This is a genomic window from Cellulomonas endophytica (assembly GCF_004123805.1).
GTDB lineage: Bacteria > Actinomycetota > Actinomycetes > Actinomycetales > Cellulomonadaceae > Cellulomonas > Cellulomonas endophytica.
Window position 1 is genome coordinate 1 of record NZ_RWJX01000070.1, and the last position, 18,464, is coordinate 18,464.

Annotated in this window: 17 protein-coding genes; 14 read left to right on the forward strand and 3 right to left on the reverse strand. The window is 78.3% G+C overall.

Annotated features, from left to right (window positions below; genetic code table 11):
• The first annotated feature begins 60 nt into the window (after positions 1-60).
• Together hisG and EJA20_RS18810 are read left to right on the forward strand one after the other, a co-directional pair.
• Complete coding sequence (gene hisG / locus EJA20_RS15090) at positions 61-909, forward strand: ATP phosphoribosyltransferase (RefSeq protein WP_129339324.1); 849 nt, start codon at positions 61-63, stop codon at positions 907-909.
• Between the two features lie 74 nt (positions 910-983).
• Positions 984-1,382: a PH domain-containing protein gene (locus tag EJA20_RS18810; protein ID WP_240675537.1), complete on the forward strand. Its 399-nt coding sequence runs from the start codon at positions 984-986 to the stop codon at positions 1,380-1,382.
• Between the two features lie 5 nt (positions 1,383-1,387).
• On the opposite strand, the gene EJA20_RS15100 is transcribed toward EJA20_RS18810, so the two are convergent.
• Positions 1,388-2,587, reverse strand: coding sequence for a DUF3866 family protein (locus EJA20_RS15100; RefSeq protein WP_129339325.1), 1,200 nt, complete (start codon positions 2,585-2,587; stop codon positions 1,388-1,390).
• An 83-nt stretch (positions 2,588-2,670) separates the two neighbouring features.
• On the opposite strand from EJA20_RS15100, the gene EJA20_RS15105 reads away from it, so the two are divergent.
• From EJA20_RS15105 to lnt, 10 genes are all read left to right on the forward strand, one after another.
• Positions 2,671-3,696: a helix-turn-helix transcriptional regulator gene (locus EJA20_RS15105; RefSeq protein WP_129339326.1), complete on the forward strand. Its 1,026-nt coding sequence runs from the start codon at positions 2,671-2,673 to the stop codon at positions 3,694-3,696.
• Positions 3,689-4,705, forward strand: a complete 1,017-nt coding sequence (locus tag EJA20_RS15110; protein ID WP_129339327.1) for a helix-turn-helix transcriptional regulator — start codon at positions 3,689-3,691, stop codon at positions 4,703-4,705. Before EJA20_RS15105 ends, EJA20_RS15110 begins: the two co-directional genes overlap by 8 nt.
• Positions 4,706-4,710: 5 nt before the next feature.
• Positions 4,711-5,040, forward strand: a complete 330-nt coding sequence (locus EJA20_RS15115; RefSeq protein WP_129339328.1) for a hypothetical protein — start codon at positions 4,711-4,713, stop codon at positions 5,038-5,040.
• A 65-nt stretch (positions 5,041-5,105) separates the two neighbouring features.
• Positions 5,106-5,384 (forward strand): Sec-independent protein translocase subunit TatA, encoded by a 279-nt coding sequence (gene tatA, locus EJA20_RS15120; RefSeq protein WP_129339329.1) that lies wholly within the window; start codon positions 5,106-5,108, stop codon positions 5,382-5,384.
• A 42-nt stretch (positions 5,385-5,426) separates the two neighbouring features.
• The gene (tatC, locus tag EJA20_RS15125; protein ID WP_129339340.1) at positions 5,427-6,233 is read left to right on the forward strand and encodes a twin-arginine translocase subunit TatC; all 807 of its coding nucleotides are present in this window, start codon (positions 5,427-5,429) and stop codon (positions 6,231-6,233) included.
• A 1-nt stretch (position 6,234) separates the two neighbouring features.
• Complete coding sequence (locus EJA20_RS15130; protein WP_129339330.1) at positions 6,235-7,143, forward strand: diacylglycerol/lipid kinase family protein; 909 nt, start codon at positions 6,235-6,237, stop codon at positions 7,141-7,143.
• 196 nt (positions 7,144-7,339) lie between these two features.
• The gene (locus EJA20_RS15135; RefSeq protein WP_164984007.1) at positions 7,340-9,010 is read left to right on the forward strand and encodes a diguanylate cyclase; all 1,671 of its coding nucleotides are present in this window, start codon (positions 7,340-7,342) and stop codon (positions 9,008-9,010) included.
• Between the two features lie 9 nt (positions 9,011-9,019).
• Entirely contained in the window at positions 9,020-11,986 is a 2,967-nt protein-coding gene (locus EJA20_RS15140) for a DEAD/DEAH box helicase (protein ID WP_129339332.1), read from the forward strand.
• 32 nt (positions 11,987-12,018) lie between these two features.
• Complete coding sequence (locus EJA20_RS15145) at positions 12,019-13,662, forward strand: amidohydrolase (protein WP_205687531.1); 1,644 nt, start codon at positions 12,019-12,021, stop codon at positions 13,660-13,662.
• A gap of 396 nt (positions 13,663-14,058) precedes the next feature.
• A complete protein-coding gene (lnt, locus tag EJA20_RS15150) occupies positions 14,059-15,624 on the forward strand; it encodes an apolipoprotein N-acyltransferase (RefSeq protein WP_129339334.1) in 1,566 nt (521 codons plus the stop codon).
• Between the two features lie 72 nt (positions 15,625-15,696).
• Here the strand turns inward: lnt and EJA20_RS15155 are convergent, their stop codons facing one another.
• Both EJA20_RS15155 and EJA20_RS15160 read right to left on the reverse strand, forming a co-directional pair.
• Positions 15,697-16,041, reverse strand: coding sequence for an RNA polymerase-binding protein RbpA (locus tag EJA20_RS15155; protein WP_129339335.1), 345 nt, complete (start codon positions 16,039-16,041; stop codon positions 15,697-15,699).
• A gap of 126 nt (positions 16,042-16,167) precedes the next feature.
• The gene (locus EJA20_RS15160) at positions 16,168-16,656 is read right to left on the reverse strand and encodes a heme-degrading domain-containing protein (protein WP_240675538.1); all 489 of its coding nucleotides are present in this window, start codon (positions 16,654-16,656) and stop codon (positions 16,168-16,170) included.
• 51 nt (positions 16,657-16,707) lie between these two features.
• Between EJA20_RS15160 and EJA20_RS15165 the strand changes: the two genes are divergently transcribed.
• The gene (locus EJA20_RS15165) at positions 16,708-17,649 is read left to right on the forward strand and encodes an NAD(P)-dependent oxidoreductase (protein WP_129339337.1); all 942 of its coding nucleotides are present in this window, start codon (positions 16,708-16,710) and stop codon (positions 17,647-17,649) included.
• 7 nt (positions 17,650-17,656) lie between these two features.
• On the forward strand, positions 17,657-18,464 hold an 808-nt coding region (locus EJA20_RS15170), incomplete at its 3' end, for a DUF1353 domain-containing protein (RefSeq protein ID WP_129339338.1).

The window sequence follows — 18,464 nt, forward strand, 5'->3', positions numbered from 1 at the left end:
TCCCCACCGATCCACCCGCGCGGGCCCCGCCGGCCCGCCACCCGTCACCGAGAGGTCCCCGTGCTGAGGATCGCCGTGCCCAACAAGGGCTCGCTCTCCGAGCCCGCCGTCGAGATGCTGCGCGAGGCGGGGTACCGCCAGCGCCGTGACCACCGCGAGCTCGTGCTCCCCGACCCCGACAACGACGTGGAGTTCTTCTTCCTGCGCCCGCGCGACATCGCGGTGTACGTGGGGTCGGGCACGGTCGACGTCGGCATCACGGGGCGCGACCTCATGCTCGACTCGGAGTCGTCCGCGGTGGAGCACCTCCCGCTCGGCTTCGCGCGCAGCACGTTCCGGTTCGCGACGACGGCCGGGCAGGCCACGTCCGTCGCCGACGTCGCGGGCCGTCGCGTCGCGACGTCCTACCCGGTCCTCGTCGCCGCGCACCTGCGCGCCCAGGGCGTCGCGCCCGCCGCCGTGGTGCGGCTCGACGGCGCCGTCGAGACGGCGATCCGGCTCGGCGTCGCCGACGTCATCGCCGACGTCGTCGAGACCGGCACGACGCTGCGCGCCGCGGGGCTGGAGGTCTTCGGCGAGCCCATCCTGCGCTCGGAGGCCGTCCTCGTCCGGCGCTCGGACGTCGACGAGCCGCGCGGCCTCGACGTCCTCACCCGGCGCATCCAGGGCGTGCTCACGGCGCGCGAGTACGTCCTCATGGACTACGACGTGCCGCTGGAGCTCGTCGACTCCGCCGTGGCCATCACGCCCGGCCTCGAGTCGCCGACCGTCTCCCCGCTGCACGACAGCGACTGGGCCGCCGTCCGCGTGATGGTGCCGCGCAAGGAGACGAACCGGGTGATGGACGACCTCTACGGGGTCGGCGCCCGCGCCATCCTCGTGACGTCCATCCACGCCTGCCGGATCTGAGGCCGGCGACGAGCGGCCGGCCGCCGGGCCCCGACCCGCGCACCGACCCGTTCCGCCCGCGGCTCGCGCGTGCGGTGGGCGCGGGGCTGGCCGTCCTCGTCGCCGCCTGCACGGCGGCCGCGGTCGTGGTGCTGCCGGCCGAGGGCGTCCTGGGCGCGGAGCCTCTCGACCGCGCGGCCCTGGCGCTGCTCGGGGCGGTGCTCACCCTCTTCTGCGTGCGGCAGGCGATGGTCGCGGCCTTCGTCGAGAGCGACGGCCTGCGCGTCCGCAACCTCGTGCTGACGCGGCGGGTGCGCTGGGCGGAGGTCGTGTCCGTGCGCTTCGGCCGGGACCGGCCGTGGGTGCAGCTCGACCTCGCCGACGGCGGCACCCTGGCGGTCATGGGCGTCCAGCAGGCCGACGGCGCCCACGCCGAGCGCGAGGCCCGGCGGCTGGCGACCCTCGTCGCCGTCCGCAGCCGTCCCCCGCGCTGACCCGGTCAGCCCCCGGCGAGCAGCGCCACCGCGTGCCGGCCCGCCGCGGCCACGGCGAGGAAGGCGGCCGGGTCGGCCTCGAGCCCGCGGCCCATCGTCGACAGGCCGACGGGGGAGCCGGCCAGCGCCGCGAGGTCGTCGGCACCGACGGCCACGTCGACCCGGCGGTGCCGCCCCACCGGCGCGACGAGCTCCGCGGCCTGCGCGAGCACCCGCGCCGCGAGGTCGTCGCCGACGCCCGGGGCGCCCGTCAGCAGCGGCACGACGACGTCGGCCGGGGCCAGCGCGACCCGCCCGTAGGCCGTCAGGGAGTGGTGGGAGACGCCGCGGTGCCGGTCCCGGGTGTCGGCGCCCGACACGCGCAGCGACGCGACCGGCCGGCCGCCGAGGACGGCGGCCGCGTTGACCGCCTCGCCGGCGGCGACGCCCGAGAAGCCCCACCGGGTCCCCGTGCCCAGGTTGCCGGGGCCCTGCGCCACGACGACGAGGTCCGCACCCACGACGTGCCGCGCGGCCAGCAGCGCCGTGTGCACCGTGACGGCCTCGAGGTCGCCGCCGAACGCCTGCCCCGCGGTGAGGCACGCCGCCAGCCACCCCGCGTCGCGCAGGCCCGCCACCGTCCGGGAGAACCACGCGGGCAGCGCGCCGCCGTCCGTGAGCACGTAGGCGACCCGGGGCGCGCGCCGGCCCCGCAGCGCCGCCTCCGCCCGCGCGCCCGCGACCACCGCGGGCAGCGCCGAGTGCAGGTCGGCGACGACCACCGGCATCCCCGCCAGGTCGTCGGCGTCGCGCAGGGTCGCGTGGTGCGGCGACTCGGGGTCGTCGACGCCGAGCACCGTCGCCTGGAGGGGGGTGTAGCGCGCCTTGACGAGGTGCCCGGGCCCGGCGGGGGCGTCGGGCACGGGGGCGTCCGTGCGGGCGACGACGAGCGCGTACCCGCCCGTCCCCAGGCCGCGGCGCAGCGCGCCGACGTTGAGGAGGACGTGCGCGCCGGAGGGCACCGGCCCGACGAGGGCGGGGTAGGCGAGCGCGCGGACCGTGCCGTCCCCGAGGGCGCCGCCGCCGTGGTCGGCACCGGCGTCAGGGTCGTCGCCGCCGTCCGGCACGGCGTCGTCGGGGTGCGGGTCGAGGGCGACGGCGAGCTCGGCGGCACCCGGCCACGACCGTCCCGCCCGCACGACCGTCCCGGAGCGCCACGTGATCACGCCGGTCACCGTACCCAGCGGGCGGGGCCGCGGGGACGCCGCGCGGGCGTCGCGGCCCCCGCGCGGCCGCTACGGTGAGCGCGATGCCCGCCCCCACGCCCCCGGCCGAGCGCCTGCTCAACCTCGTCATCGCGCTGGTGAACACCGGCCGCCGCATGACGAAGGAGCAGGTGCGCCGGAGCGTCGCGGGCTACGCCGACGCCGTCTCCGACGAGGCCTTCGAGCGGATGTTCGAGCGGGACAAGGACACCCTGCGCGAGCTCGGCGTCCCCGTCGTCACGGTGACCGGCGCGGCCCACGGCGACGACGTGGGCTACCGCGTCGACCTCGAGGCCTGGTCGCTGCCGCCCCTGGAGCTGACGCCCGCCGAGCTCGGCGTCCTCGGGCTCGCCGCGCAGCTGTGGCAGGACCAGGCGCTGCGCACGGACACGGACCGGGCCCTGACGAAGCTGCGGGCCGTGGGGGAGGGGCCCGAGAGGCCCGACGTCCTCGCCGGGCTGGTGCCGCGCGTGCGTCCCGGCGGTGCCGCCCTCGCGCCCCTCGTCGACGCCGTGCACGGGCGGCAGGTCGTGCAGTTCGCGTACCGCGCGGCGAGCACGGGGGAGCTGCGCACCCGCACGGTGGAGCCGTGGCACCTGCTCAGCCGCCGGGGCGGCTGGCTGCTCATCGGCCGGGACCGCGACCGCGACGCCCCCCGCTCCTTCCGCCTCACCCGCCTGGAGGGGCCCGTGCGCCGCCTCGGGGCGCCGGGCGCGTTCGTGCCGCCGAGCCGCGCGGAGCACGAGGCGTCGCTCGCGCGCTGGGGCGAGCCGCCGGAGCGGCGCGCGGTGCTCGCGGTCCTGCCGGAGCGGGCGCCCGCGCTGCGCGCCCGCGCGGTCCCGGACGCCGGGGAGACGGACGCGGCCCTGCCCGGGCGCGGCTCGGACGGCCGGGACGTCCTCGTCGTCCCCTACCGCAGCAGCCGGGAGCTCGCGGAGGAGGTCGTCGGGCACGGCGCGGCCGTGCTCGTGCTGGACCCGCCGGAGCTGCGCCTGGCCGTGCTGCGCCGGCTGCGCGCGGCGGCGGCGCTCGACGCGGCCGCGGCCGGACGGGGGGACGGGCGTGGCTGAGCGCACGGGGGAGCGGCTCCTGCGCCTGCTCGGGATGGTCGCCTACCTCGACGGGCGCTCCGGCGTGCCCGTCGAGGACCTCGCCGAGCAGTTCGGCGTCACCACGGCGCAGGTGCTGCAGGACATCGACACGCTCTGGGTGACGGGTACGCCGGGCTACTTCCCGCACGACCTCATCGACTTCGACGCCGACTCCTACGAGCGGGGCGTGGTGCGCCTGACGGAGTCCCGCGGCATGACCCGGCCGCTGCGCCTGGGCGCGAGGGAGGCGACGGTGCTGCTCACGGCGCTGCGGGCGCTGGCGTCGTCGCTCGGCCCCGGGCTCGACCCGGAGCGGGCCGCCGTCCTGGCGTCGGCGACCGCGAAGCTCACGGCGGCCACGGGCGACGCGGCGGCCGACGCCGCGCTCGACGTCCGGATCGACCTCCCGGGCCGGCCCCCGGTCGTCGCTGCCGTGGAGCGTGCCCTGCTCGAGCGGCGCCGGCTGCACCTGCGCTACGTCGACACCGCGGAGGTGGAGACGGAGCGCGACGTCGACCCCCAGCGCCTCGAGACCGGCGACGGGCACGCGTACCTGCGCGCGTGGTGCCACCTCGTCGCCGGGGAGCGGACGTTCCGGCTCGACCGGGTCCTCGACGCGGTCGTGCTCGACACCCCGGCGGAGGACCACGCCGTGCCGGCCGTCGCCGACCCGTTCCGCCCCTCGGAGGGCGACGTCGTCACCGTCCACCTGCGCAGCCGCGCCCGCTGGGTGGCGGAGGAGACGCCGACGGAGGACGTGCGCACCCTCGAGGACGGGTCCTTCGAGCTCGACGTGCGCGTGCAGCACCCCGCCTGGCTGCAGCGCCTCCTGCTGTCCGTCGCCGACGACGTGCTCGCCGTCCGCCCGCCGGGCGCCGCCGTCGCCGCGGCCGGCGTGGCACGCGACGCCCTGGAGGCCTACGCCGGGCTGGGGCTGGACGACGTCCCGCCCGGGGACGGTCGCGCCGGCACGGGCGGGCTAGGGTGACGGCCGTGCTGTGGGCCCTGGTGTGGACGGTGCTCGTCGTGGGCGCCGTGGTCGGCGCGGTCGTCGTCGGGCGGCGCCTGTGGCGCTCGGTGCGGGCCCTCCTCGCGGAGGTGACGCGCGCCGGCGAGGTGGCCGGGCGCCTGGCCGACCGGGCCGACGCGCTCGCGCGGCTGGCCGGCGAGGCCCCCGCCGCCGCCGGGCCCGACCTGTTCACCGACCCGGCGGTCGTGCGGGCGCGGACCGAGCCGGTCCGGGAGCGGTCGCGGGAGCGGCGCGCCGCCCGCGAGGTCCGGCACCGGGAGACGTACGCGCGCTGGCGCCGGGACTGGTCCTAGGTCCACAGGGCGGGCGACCTACACTGGCCCCGCACGTCCACGCCCGCCCGGCAAGGAGACACCCCATGCGCTTCACCGCGGTCCACCTGCTCATCTTCCTGGCCGTCGTGGTGCTGCTCTTCGGCTCCACCCGCCTCCCCACGCTCGCGCGCAGCCTCGGCCAGTCGATGAAGATCTTCAAGAGCGAGGTCAAGGACCTGCGCGACGACGAGACGCCCGCCGCCCCGCCGGTGGCCGGGGCCCCCGTCCCCGGCCCGACCACGACGACGGCCGCCCCCGCCGCCACGCCCACCGGCTCCACCGCGACCGGCGCGACGCCGGGCGGCACGACCCCGCAGGGCTGAGCGGTGCCCGCACGCCGTCGGGAGCGTGACCCCGACGGGCGGATGCCGCTGCGCGAGCACCTGCGCGAGCTCCGCCGGCGGGTGGTGCTCGCCGCCGTCGGGGTCGTCGTGGGCGCCATCGCGGGGTGGGCCGCCTACGGCACGGTGTTCGACCTCCTGCAGCAGCCGCTCGTCCTGGCGGCGGCGGAGAACGACGCGGTCGTCTCCGCCAACTTCGGCGGGGTCGCGACGGCCTTCGACATGCAGGTGAAGGTCTCGCTCTTCCTCGGCGTGCTCGTCTCGAGCCCCTGGTGGATCTACCAGCTCTGGGCGTTCGTCACCCCGGGCCTCACCCGCCGGGAGCGGCTCGCGGCCGTGGGCTTCCTGGCCGTCGCGGTGCCGCTGTTCCTCGCGGGTGCCGGGACGGCCTGGTGGGCGCTGCCGAACGCGGTGCGCCTGCTGACGGAGCTCACCCCCGAGGGCGCCACGAACTTCATCGACGCGCAGAACTACCTCAGCTTCGTCATGCGGCTCGTCCTCGCGTTCGGCCTGGCCTTCCTGCTGCCGGTGCTCCTCGTCGGGCTCAACCTGGCGAACCTCCTGCAGGGGCGCGCCATGCTGCGCGGGTGGCGCTGGGCGGTCATGCTCGCCTTCCTCTTCGCCGCCGTCATGACGCCCACGCCCGACGCCGTGACGATGATCGTGCTGGCGCTGCCCATCTGCGGGCTCTACTTCGCCGCGGTCGGGATCGCCCTGCTGCACGACCGGCGCACGGACCGGCGGCGGCTCGCCGAGGGCCTGCCGCGGCTCGACGGGACCGTGCCCGAGGGGTGGACCCCCGCCGCCGGCACCCGCACGCCCGCCGCCTGACGTGGCGCGCCTGGGGCTCGTCGTCAACGGGCGCGCGGACGGCGGCCGGGCGGGCCGCACGGGGCCCCTGGTCCGGACGGCGCTGCGGGCCCGCGGGCACGAGGTCCTCGAGGTCGACCTGCCCGACCCGCCGGGGGTCGCGGCCCTGCCGCCGGGGCTCGACGCCCTCGTCGCGGTGGGCGGCGACGGCACCGTCCACCGCGCCGTGGCGGCGGTCGCCGGCACGGGTCTCGCGCTCGGCGTGGTGGCCTGCGGCAGCGGCGACGACGTCGCACGGGCGCTGGGGCTGCCGCGGCACGACGTGGGCGCCGCCGTGGACCGCCTCGACGCCGCACTGGGGGCGCCGGCCCGCCGCGTCGACCTCCTGGCCGTCGGCGTCGGCGGCGCGGAGGTGCTGTGCGCCGCCGTGGTCTCGTGCGGCGTGGACGCGGCCGTCAACGCCCGGGCGGACGGGGTGCGGTGGCCGCGCGGCACGGCACGGTACGTGCGCGCCCTCGCCGGCGAGCTCCGCGCCTTCCGCCCCTACGGCCTGCGGGTCGTGCTGGAGGGCCCGGACGGCCGCCGCCTCGTCCACCGGGGCCCGGCGACCCTGCTCGCGGTCGCCGGGACCGCGACCTTCGGCGGGGGCCTGCCGATCGCGCCCGGGGCCGACGCGGCCGACGGTCTGGCGGACGTCGTGCTCGCCGGGTCGCTCAGCCGGCTCGGCGTGCTGCGGATCCTGCCCGCGCTGGCCCGCGGGCGGCACCTGCGCCACCCGGCGGTGGGCGTCCGTCGCGCGGTGCGGGTCCTCGTCGAGGCGGACCCGTCCGCGGGGGCGCCGGCGCCCGTCGCCTACGGGGACGGCGAGCGCCTGGGGCCGCTGCCGCTGACGGTGCAGGTGGTCCCCGGGGCGCTGCGCGTCCTGGCCTGACCACGTCCTGGCCTGACCACGTCCTGGCCTGACCACGTCGTGGCCTGGCCCGTCCGGGTGACCGGCCCCCGGGCACCCCTCACCCGTCCGCCCCGGCGCCTCCGGTCCGGGCCCTCCGCGGCCGATGACACTGGTGGTGCCCGGCACGGGCGCCGCGCCGACGGTCGGCGCCCGACGTGGGGAGGCGAGGAGAGGCGTGCTGCAGCTGCACCCGTGGGCCGCCGTCTTCGCGGCCGCCGCGGTGGCGTCCGCCGCCTCCGCACGCATGATGCGCCGGCGGGGCGGGACGCCCGCCGCCGCGGCGCTCGTCGTGGTGCTGCTGGGGTCCGCGTGGTGGTCCGCGGTGCGCGTGCTGTCCTTCGTGCTCGTGCCCCCGGCCCTGCAGGTGGCGGCGGACCTGGCGATCTACCCGGGGGTGGCCGCCATCGTGGCCGGCTTCTGGTGCCACGCGCGCGCGATGGCGGACCGGCGCTGGCGGTGGCGGTGGCGCCGCGAGGGCTGGCTGCTCGTCGAGCCCGTGCTGCTCGTGCTCGCCGCCGCGACGAACCCGCTGCACGACGGGCTGCGCACCCGCTGGCAGCCCCTGGGCGACCCGCCCGTGCTCACGAGCCACGGGGGACCGCTCTTCGACCTGCACACGGCCTACTCCTACGCCGTGCTCGCCACCGCCGGCGTGCTCCTCGTCCGGGCGGCGGTCCGGGCCGCACCGACCCACCGTCCGCGCTTCCTGTGGCCGGTGCTGGCGATGGTGTTCCCCACGGTGGGCAACGTCGTGTCCGTGTGGCTGCTCGACGAGGCGCTCGTCGACCTCACGCCGGTGCTGTTCCTCGTCACGGCGGCGCTGTGCTGGTGGGCGCTGGAGCACGAGGCGCTCCCCGACGTGCTGCCGGTCGCCCTCCGGCAGGTCGTCGCCGCGATGGGCGACGGCGTCCTCGTGGTGGACCGCCTCCGACGTGTCGTCGAGGTCAACCCCGCCGGCGAGGCCCTCCTGCGCCGGCTCGACCCGGGGGCGCCGGAGCACCTCGTCGGGCTGCCGCTGCGCGGCCCCGTCGACCCGCTCGGTGAGGACCCGCCCCGTTCCGGCCCCGCGCAGCGCGCCGTGGACCTGCCGGAGCACGGCCTCCACCTCGACCTGCGGACCACCCCGCTCACCGATGCCGAGGGCGACGTCATCGGCTGGGTGGTCATCGCCCGCGACATCGCGGTGGAGCGGGCGCGGGAGGCCGCCCTCGAGACGCGCCGCCACGAGGCCGAGCGGGCGTCGCAGGCCCTGCGCGAGCAGCTCGCCCTCGTCGAGCGGCTGCGCGCCGAGCTCGCCGAGCGCGCCGCCCGCGACCCGCTCACGGGGCTGGCCAACCGGCGGCGCCTGCTGGAGGTGCTGACGAGCGACGTGCCCGCGGCGCTGGCGGCGGGCCGGCCCGTGAGCCTGCTCATGCTCGACGTCGACCGGTTCAAGCGGGTCAACGACGAGGAGGGGCACGCCGTCGGCGACGCCGTGCTCGTGGCGATCGCGGCGGCGGCGGCGGACGGCGTGGGGCGCCGGGAGCTGGCGGCCCGTTACGGCGGCGAGGAGCTCGTCCTCGTGCTGCCGGGCTGCGACGCGGACGCGGCGGCACGGCGGGCCGAGGCCCTGCGCGCGTCGTGCGCGGCCGTCACGGTGCCGGGCGCCTCGGGGGAGCCCGTGGGCACCACCGTGAGCATCGGCGTCGCGACGGCCCCCGGCGGCAGCACGGTCGACGCGACCGGTCTGCTGGCCGCCGCCGACCGCGCGCTGTACGCCGCGAAGGCGGGCGGTCGGGACCGCGTGGTGACGGCGGCGCCCGAGGACGTGCGTCCCCCGCGCGACCGGAGCGGGGTGCCTGCCTAGGGTGAGGGGGTGCCCTCCCAGAAGCGTCGGACCGCGGGGCGCACCCGCACCGCCACCGGCCCCGGGCGCGCCGCCCCCGCGGCGCCGCCCGTCCGCACGGAGGAGCCCTCGCCCGCCGAGCGCTTCGCCGCCGCCCGCCGCCGCTCCGCCGGCCCCGAGCTCGACCGGTTCCGCGCGACGCTGGACTTCCCCCTCGACGACTTCCAGGTGGAGGCGTGCGCAGCGCTCGAGCGCGGCGCCGGCGTCCTCGTGGCGGCCCCGACGGGGGCGGGCAAGACCGTGGTCGGCGAGTTCGCCGTCGACCTCGCCGTCACGGGCGGGCACAAGGCGTTCTACACGACGCCCATCAAGGCGCTGTCGAACCAGAAGTACGCCGACCTCGTTCGTCGGTACGGCTCCGACCGCGTGGGCCTGCTGACGGGTGACACCACGATCAACGGCGACGCGCCCGTCGTCGTCATGACGACCGAGGTGCTGCGCAACATGCTCTACGCGGGCTCCGCGGCGCTCGTCGGGCTGCGGTACGTCGTCATGGACGAGGTGCACTACCTCGCCGACCGCTTCCGCGGCCCGGTGTGGGAGGAGGTCATCATCCACCTCCCCGACGACGTGCAGCTCGTCTCCCTCTCGGCCACCGTCTCCAACGCCGAGGAGTTCGGCGACTGGCTCGAGATGGTCCGCGGGGACACCGCCGTCGTGGTGAGCGAGCACCGGCCGGTGCCGCTCGGGCAGCACGTCCTCGTGCAGCGCGAGCTGCTCGACCTCTACGCCGGGCACGTCGACCCGACGGACCCCGGCGTCGACCCGCCCATCAACCCCGACCTCGTCCGGCTCCTGCGCGGCCGGCGCGACGAGGGGCGGCGCGGCCCGGGCGACCGGGGCTTCCGCGGCCGCGGCGGCGGCCGGGGGCAGGACCGCACCTCGGACCGGCAGGAGGACCGCGGCTCGGGCCTCGTCCCGCGGCCGACGCCGCGGCCGGCCGTCGTCGAGCTGCTCGACGGGGCGTCCCTGCTGCCGGCGATCGTCTTCATCTTCTCCCGGGCCGGCTGCCAGGGCGCCGTCGACCAGTGCCTGCGCGCGGGGGTGCGGCTGACACGGCCGGCGGAGCAGGCCGAGATCCGGCAGGTGGTGGAGGAGCGCTGCGCCGCCATCCCGCCGGAGGACCTCGACGTCCTGGGCTACTGGGCCTTCCTCGACGCCGCGACCCGCGGGGTCGCCGCCCACCACGCCGGGATGCTGCCCCTGTTCAAGGAGACGGTCGAGCACCTGTTCGCCCGCGGCCTGGTCAAGGTGGTCTTCGCGACGGAGACGCTCGCCCTGGGCATCAACATGCCGGCGCGCTCGGTCGTGCTGGAGAAGCTCGTGAAGTGGGACGGCTCGGGCCACGTGGACGTGACGCCGGGGGAGTACACGCAGCTCACGGGGCGGGCGGGGCGGCGCGGCATCGACACGGAGGGCCACGCCGTCGTCGTGGACCACCCGGGCCTGGACCCGGTCGCGCTCGCCGGCCTGGCCTCGCGCCGGCTCTACCCGCTGCGCTCGAGCTTCCGGCCCACCTACAACATGGCCGTCAACCTCGTCGCGCAGGTCGGCCGCGAGCGGGCCCGCGAGGTGCTCGAGACGTCCTTCGCGCAGTTCCAGGCCGACCGCGGCGTCGTCGGGTTGGCGCGGCAGGCCCAGTCGCACGCGGAGGCGCTCGAGGGCTACCGCGAGGCCATGACGTGCCACCTCGGCGACTTCGCCGGCTACCAGGTGCTCCGGGACCGCATCTCCGCGCGCGAGCGCGAGCTCACCCGGGAGGCCGCCGGCGCCCGGCGTGCCGACGTCGCGCGCACCCTCGAGGGCCTGCGCGTCGGCGACGTGCTCGAGGTGCCGACCGGCCGTCGCGTCGCGCACGTGGTCGTCGTCGAGCCGGGCGGGGCGGCGGGCTTCGACGGGCCGCGGCCCACGGTGCTCACGACCGACCGCCAGGTGCGGCGGCTCACCGTCGCGGACGTCGGCACGGGCGCGCGGACGGTCGGTCGGCTCGCCGTCCCGCGGTCGTTCTCCCACCGTGCCCCGGCGGCGCGCCGCGACCTCGCCGCGTCCCTGCGGGCGCTCGTCGACGAGGAGCTGCGCGGCACGGGCGACGAGGGCGGCGCCGGGCGCCGCGGCCGCCGCTCCCGCGAGAACGACCGCACCGCGGAGGACCGCGAGCTCACGGACCTGCGGCGCGAGCTGCGGGCCCACCCGTGCCACGGCTGCCCCGACCGTGAGGAGCACGCCCGGTGGGCGCAGCGCTGGTCGCGGCTGCGCGCGGAGCACGAGACGCTCCTGCGGCGGATCGCCGGGCGCACGGGGTCCATCGCCGCCGTGTTCGACCGCACCTGCGACGTCCTCGTCCAGCTGGGCTACCTCGTCCCCGCACCCGCGGGGTCGGAGGCGGACCTCGTCGCGGCCGACGAGGGGGGCGCCGCCGGTCTGGCGGTGACGCCCGAGGGCCGCTGGCTGCGGCGCCTGTACGCCGAGAACGACCTCCTGCTCGCCGAGTGCCTGCGGCGACGCATCTGGGACGAGCTCGACGCGCCCGGCCTCGCCGCGGCGGTGTCCACCCTCGTCTACCGGTCGCGCCGGGACGACGCGGGGGAGCCGGCCGTCCCCGGCGGCCCCTCGGGCAGCCTCGGACGGGCGCTGGAGGAGACGGTCCGGGCGTGGTCGCAGCTCGAGGACGTGGAGTCGCTCCACCGTCTCGACACGGTGCAGCCGCTCGACCTCGGCCTCGTGCAGGCGGTGCACCGCTGGGCCTCGGGCCGCAGCCTCGACGTGGTCCTGCGCGGGTCGGACCTCGCCGCCGGCGACTTCGTCCGGTGGTGCAAGCAGGTCGTCGACGTCCTCGACCAGCTCCAGCAGGCCGCCCCGGACCCCGTCACCCGGCGCACGGCGGGACGCGCCATCGACGCGGTCCGACGCGGCGTCGTGGCGTACTCCTCCGTCTGACGCGCCGGTCCCGTCCTGCCAGGATGGGACCGGTGACCTCGACCCTCTACCGCCACGGCGTCGTCCACTCCTCCGCCGACCCGTTCGCCGAGGCCCTGCTCGTCGTGGACGGCGTCGTCGCGTGGGTCGGCGCGGACGACACCGCCGACGGGATGGTCGCCTCGGCGGACGTCGTCGTCGACCTCGAGGGGCGGCTGCTGGCGCCCGCGTTCGTCGACGCGCACGCGCACGTGCTGGAGACGGGCCTCGCGCTCGACGGCGTCGACCTGTCCGCGGCCGGCGGGGTGCGCGACCTCGCCGGCGCCCTGGCGGCCGTCGCGGCGGCGGCCCGCACCCTGCCCCCCGGCGTGCCGGTGCTCGGGACCGGCTGGGACGAGGGGGCGTGGCCCGAGGGCCGGCCGCCGACGGCCGCCGAGCTCGACGCGGCCGCCGGCGGACGGCCCGTGTACCTGGCCCGCGTCGACGTGCACTCCGCGGTCGTCTCGACCGCCCTGGCGGCCGCGAGCGGGGCCGACCGGCTGCCCGGGTGGGAGCCGTCGGGGCGCGTGCGCCTGGCCGCGCACGTGGCGGCGCGCACGCACGCCCGGGCGGTGACGCCGGGGCGGCGCGCGGAGCTCGTCGGGCGCGCGCTCGCGCTCCTGGCCGCCCGCGGGGTGGTGGCGGTGCACGAGCACGGCGCGCCCTCCATCGACACGCGCGAGGGCCTCGCGGGGCTCCTCGCCGCGACGGCCGACCCGGCCTCGGGCCTGCCCCTCGTCGTGGGGTACCGCGGCGAGCTCTGCGCGGACGAGGCGGCGGCGCGCGAGGTCCTGGCGGCCGTCCCCGGGCTCACGGGGCTCGGCGGGGACCTGAACGTGGACGGGTCGCTGGGGTCCCGCACGGCGGCCCTGCGCGAGCCCTACGCCGACCTGCCGCCCGACGCCGCGGACCGGCACGGCACGCTCGCCCTCACGCCCGAGGCGGTCGCGGCGCACCTCGTGGCGACGACGCGCGCCGGCGTCCAGGCGGGGTTCCACGTCATCGGGGACGCCGGGGCCGACGCCGTGCTGGCCGGGATGCGGCTGGCGGCCGCGGAGGTGGGTGCGCCCGCCCTCGCCCGGTGGGGGACCCGGCTGGAGCACGCGGAGATGGTCGACGCCGCCACGCTCGCCGGCCTGCTGCCGCTGGGCGCGCGGTTCAGCGTGCAGCCCGCCTTCGACGCGGCGTGGGGCGGCCCGACCGGCATGTACGCGGCACGGCTCGGCGCCGACCGGGCCGCGGGGCTCAACCCGCTCGCCGCGATGGCGGAGGCGGGCGCGCCCCTCGCGTTCGGCTCGGACTCGCCGGTGACGCCCGTCGACCCCTGGGGCGGCGTCGCGGCGGCGCTGCGGCACCGGACGCCCGCCTCCCGGATGTCGGCCCGGGCGGCCTTCCGCGCGCACACCCGGGGCGGCTGGCGTGCCGCCGGCCTCGACGGGGACGGCTCGGGGGAGCTGCGGGTGGGGTGCCCCGCGCACCTGGCGGTCTGGGACGTCGAGGCGCTGGCCGTGCAGAGCGCGCCCGGGCGCTTCTCGTCGTGGAGCACGGACGCCCGAGCCGGCACGCCGCTGCTGCCCGACCTGTCCGAGGGGGCGCCTGCGCCCGTGTGCCGGCGCACGGTGCGGGCCGGGCGGGTGCTGTTCGACACGCTCGGGTGACGCCCCGACGACACGCCCGAACCCGACACGCCGGGCGCACCTCGCCGTAGCCGGGTCCCTGACCTGCGGCGACGTCCCTGGCCAGCACCCCCGGCGCCTTGACACGGCCCCGTGCCCCGGGGCTAGGTTCGTCCGCAGGCCCGAAGGGGCCGGGACCGGGCGGGCGCTCACGGGCGTCGCCGGTGCCACCCCTCGAGGGCGCCGGGCCACGGCCCGGTCGCACCACCCGCCCCCCGCGGCCGACGGCTCCGGCCCGGTCCGCGCGCTCATCAGAGAACGGTCGTCCACCGACCGGTACGAAGGGCGCCCGGACCGGCCGGTCCGCGGCCGGCGGGGCGGAGGGCGGGACCGCGGAGGGCGGGCAGGACGCCCAGGCGCGTGCCGTAACCTCTCCCGGTGCCGCCTCCCGGACCGCCCTCGCGCTCGGCGGCGCTCCTGCTCGCCGTGGTCGGGGGCCTGCTCACGTGCCTCGCCTTCCCGGACCCCGGGATCTGGCCGCTGGCCCCGGTCGGCATCGCCCTCCTGGTGCTGGCACTGCGGCGCGACTCCGCCCGCTGGGGCGCCCTCGTCGGGCTCGTCTGGGGCCTCGCCTTCTTCCTGCCCCTCATCACCTGGGCCGACGACGCGGTCGGTCCCGTGCCCTGGGTCGCCCTCAGCACCGCCGAGGCGGGGGCGGTCGCCGCCCTCGGCGCCGCGTGGGCCTGGGCGCGTCGGGGCGACGCGGTCTGGCGGTCGGGGGGGCTCCAGCTCCTCGTGTTCCCCGTCCTCTGGGTGGCGTCCGAGGAGGTCCGCTCGGCCTGGCCCTTCGGCGGCTTCCCCTGGGGCCGGCTGGCCTTCTCGCAGGCGGCCTCGCCGCTCGTCGCCTTCGCCTCCTGGGGCGGCGTGCCGCTCGTGTCCCTCCTCACGGCGGCCCTCGGGGTGCTCCTGGCCCTGGCGGTGCTGTGGGTGCGGCGGCGGGCCCTCGTGCGCGCGATCGCCGCCGTCGGCACCCTCGCGCTCGTGCCCCTCGTCGGCAGCCAGGTCCCCCTCGACGCGCGGGCGGAGGCCGGCACGCTCCGGGTCGGCGCGGTCCAGGGCGACGTCCCCGCGACCGGCCTCGAGGCCTTCGGCCGTCCCCGCCAGGTGCTGGACAACCACGTCGCCGGGACGCGGGCGCTGCTCGACGCGGTGGCCCCGGGCGAGCTGGACGTCGTCCTGTGGCCGGAGAACGGGACGGACATCGACCCGCAGGTCGACCCGGGGGCCGCCGCCGACATCGACGCCGCGGCGCGCGCGCTCGAGGCCCCGGTCCTCGTCGGGGCGGTCGAGTACCCCGACACCGGCGGACGGTACAACGTCTCGCTCTTGTGGCAGCCGGGACAAGGCGTGGTCGACCGGTACGCCAAGCAGCACCCGGCACCCTTCGCGGAGTACATCCCGCTGCGGGCGTGGGTCCGTCCGTTCTCCTCCGCGGTCGACCTCGTCCGCAACGACATGCTGCCCGGCACCGAGGTCGGCGTCGTCGACGTCGCCGTGCCCCGGCTGGGACGCACCGTGCCGGTCGCCGACGTCATCTGCTTCGAGGTCGCCTACGACGCCCTCGTCCGCGACGCCGTGCGGGCCGGGGGAGAGGTGCTCGTCGTCCCGACGAACAACGCCTCCTTCGGCCTGTCCGACGAGGCCGTGCAGCAGCTCGCCATGTCCCGCCTGCGGGCGGTGGAGCACGGGCGCGCGACGGTGCAGGTGTCGACGGTGGGCGTGAGCGCGGTCATCGGCCCCGACGGCGTCGTGCAGCAGCGCACGGGCCTGTTCACCGCCGAGCAGATGGTGGCGGACCTGCCCCTGCGCACCTCGCGGACGCTCGCGACGCGCCTGGACGGGTGGCCGGCGCGGGTGCTGCTCGTGCTGGCGGCGGCCACCGTCGTCACCGGTGCCGCCGGTGCGCGGCGGGTCCGGCGCACGGAGCGCACGCCCGTGCTGTGAGCCGTCGCCCCGCGGACGACGACGGGCGCCGGACCCGGAGGTCCGACGCCCGTCGAGGGGGTGCGGTGGTGCTCAGGCGGAGCGGCGCAGCTTGCCGGACCGCAGCAGGTCCAGGCGCTCGTCGAGCAGCTCCTGCAGCTCGCCGACGGTGCGGCGCTCGAGGAGCATGTCCCAGTGGGTGCGCGGGGGCTTGCCCGCCTTCACCTCGGGACGGGAGGCGTCCCGCAGGAGCGCCTCCGCCCCGCAGCGGCACTCCCACACGACCGGGATCTCGGCCTCGACCGAGAACGGGAGGATGATGGTGTGCCCGTTGGGGCAGTCGTAGAACGCCTGGGAGCGGGGGGCCAGGTCGACACCCGCGTCGCTCTCCATGCTGTTGGAGCCGATGCGCATGCCACGCAGCGAACGATTTGCCATGGGGGACCTCCGGGGCCTCGATGCGTCTGTCGACGACTGTTCCAGAGATCCCAACGGGCGGCGACCGGAGGCTGTTCCGCGGGGCGGTGGAGATCGTGTGAAGCACCCGATCGGCCCCCTGCGGTCTCAGTCCCGTGCCAGGAAGAGGCGCAGGGCCTCGACGACCAGCGCGTGGTCCTCCGCCTGCGGCAGCCCCGAGACGGTGACCACCCCGACGACCCCCGCGCCCCCGACCCGCAGGGGGAACGCGCCGCCGTGCGCGGCGTACTCCTGCACGTGCAGGCCGTGCTGCTCGGCGAACGTCGTGCCCTTGGCCCGCGCGCGCTGCCCGACGAGGTACGACGAGGCGCCGAACCGCTCGACGACGCGGACCTTGCGGGCGACCCAGGTGTCGTTGTCCGCCACGGTGCCGGGCCGCGCCGCGTGGAAGAGCTGCTGCGTGCCGCGCCGGACGTCGACGACCACCGGCAGGTCGCGCTCCCTGGCGAGCCCGACGAGGAGGCAGCCGAGCCGCCAGGCGTCGTCGTGCGTGAGGGAGGGCAGGACCAGCTCGCGCTCCTGGGCCTCGAGGTCGGTCACGAGGCGGGCGGCGTCGGGGTCGGCGTGGGTCGTCACGGGCCCCATCCTGCCGTGCCCGGTGCCCTCCGCGGCGGCAGGATGGCGCGCGTGAAGATCCTGCTGCCCACGACCCTCGACCTCGACCCGCGGCTGCCGGAGGGCGTCACGGCCGTGCGGTACGACCCGGCCGAGCGCCTGCGCCCCGAGGACCGGGACGCCGAGGCGCTCGTCGTGTGGGGTCACCGGGGGGAGGCGCTGGCCGAGGCCGCGCGGGACCTGGGGGGGCTGCGGTGGGTGCAGGGGCTCGCCGCCGGCGACGACGCCCTGCTCGCCGCCGGCTTCGCGCCGGACGTGGTGCTGACGACCGGCGTGGGGCTGCACACGCGCCCCGTCTCGGAGCACGCCCTCGCCCTGGTGCTGGCGCTCGTGCGCCGGCTGCCCGCGGCCGGGCGGGCCCAGGCCGAGCACCGCTGGTCCCGCGAGCTCGGCGGCCCCCAGCCGCTGCACCCCGACGGGCCGGTGACGACCCTGCTCGACGCCCGGGTGCTCGTCTGGGGCTTCGGGGAGATCGGGCAGGCCCTGGCGGGGTACCTGTCGGCGCTCGGCGCCCGGGTGCGCGGGGTGGCGCGCTCGGCGGGGGAGCGGGCGGGGTTCGACGTCGTCGACGACGGGGCGCTCGACGACGAGCTGGCCGACACGGACGTGCTGGTCATGGTGCTGCCCCAGGCGCCGGCCACGGAGCGGGCCCTGGACGCCGGGCGGATCGCCGCCCTGCCCGACCACGCGTACGTCGTCAACGTCGGCCGCGGCAGCACGGGCGACGAGGAGGCCCTCCTGGCGGCGCTGCGCGAGGGCCGGCTGGCCGGCGCCGCGCTCGACGTCACGGCCACCGAGCCGCTGCCCGCGGGCTCGCCGCTCTGGGACGAGCCGCGGGTGCTGCTCACGCCGCACGCGGCGGGCGGCCGCCCGGTGGGGTCCGACGCGCTCGTCGCCGAGAACGCCGCGGCGCTCGTCGCCGGGCTGCCGCTGCGCAACGTGGTGGCGCGGTAGCGGCGACGTGCCGTTCCTCGCACGCGACGCCGCCGGCACCGGTTGGGTCGCCGCCGCCACCGTGGACCTGCGCCAGCTCGCGGTCCGGCGCCGCTGGCGGGTGGAGTTCGAGCTGCTCGCCGACCTCGGGTGGACGGACGCGCCCCCGACCACGACGGGCCCCGGCGGCACGGCCCGCTGGGACGCGGCGGCCGTCACCGACGTGGTGCCCCGCGGCTCCGTGACGGACCTGGCGTCGGTGCCCGAGGCGCTGTGGGGGGTGCTCGCCAGCTACGGGCGCCAGACGCTCCCCGCCCTGCTGCACGACCACCGCACGGGGCTCGTGGCCGGGGTGCGCACGGCCCCGGCCCGCCGGCGCGCGCGCCGGGAGGCCGACGACCTGTTCCTGCGGACGCTCGAGGTCCAGGGGTCGGGCCCGGTCCGGCGCCGGCTGCTGTGGGCCGGGGTGCGGGTGTGGGGCCACCGCGTGCCGACGGCCGGGGCGGTGCTGCTGCTGCTCGCGCTCGGGGCGACGGCGGTCCTCGGTGCCCGGCCGGCCGTCGTGGCCGCGGCAGCCGTCGGCGCGGTCGTGACGCTCGTCGGCGTGCTCGTCGCCGCGGTGGAGGCCGACCCGTCGGGCCCCCGGGGCGGGGTCGGCGCCGCGGTTCGTGCCGGCGGCCGCGGCCGGCCTGGCCGGCGCGCTCGTCGTCGCGGCCCTCGGGACGCCGCTGCTCCTGCTGGGGGCGGTGACGTTCCTCGTCGAGCTGGTCGTGGGGGTGGGGGAGGGCGACGCCCAGGAGGCGGCGGGCGCGGCAGGAGCGGGCACCGCGGCGCCG